1 protein-coding gene is annotated in these 276 nt (G+C 67.0%); it reads right to left on the bottom strand.

Translation table 11 applies throughout. The annotated features are described in order from the left end of the window. On the bottom strand, window positions 1-276 hold a 276-nt coding region (locus SB660_RS20270; RefSeq protein WP_410584106.1), incomplete at both ends, for a GNAT family N-acetyltransferase.

Below are 276 nucleotides of genomic sequence, written 5' to 3'. Positions count from 1 at the left end.
AACCGATGTTGTGCAGCAGCGTCGCCGCCTGCAGGCGATGGAGCCGCAGTTCCTCCCTGGCGTGAGTGGCCACACGCTCGACGGCACGGGACGCGAGGCCACGGCGCAGACGCGAGACGTCGATCCAGTAGCCGAGGTCGGCGCTCCAGAACGCACCCCGCACGATGTTGTTGAGGTTCATCCGCCCGCGGATCTCGCCGTCGTCGGATTCGATGACGAATCGGATGCTGCGTCCAGAGGCGGCATCCGTCTCGCACTCCTGTGCGTGCCGCTCCT

The sequence above is a fragment of the Bacillus sp. SIMBA_005 genome (assembly GCF_046535585.1).
Classification (GTDB): Bacteria; Bacillota; Bacilli; order Bacillales; family Bacillaceae; genus Bacillus; species Bacillus pumilus.
This window is presented reverse-complemented; position numbering and strand designations above follow the sequence as displayed.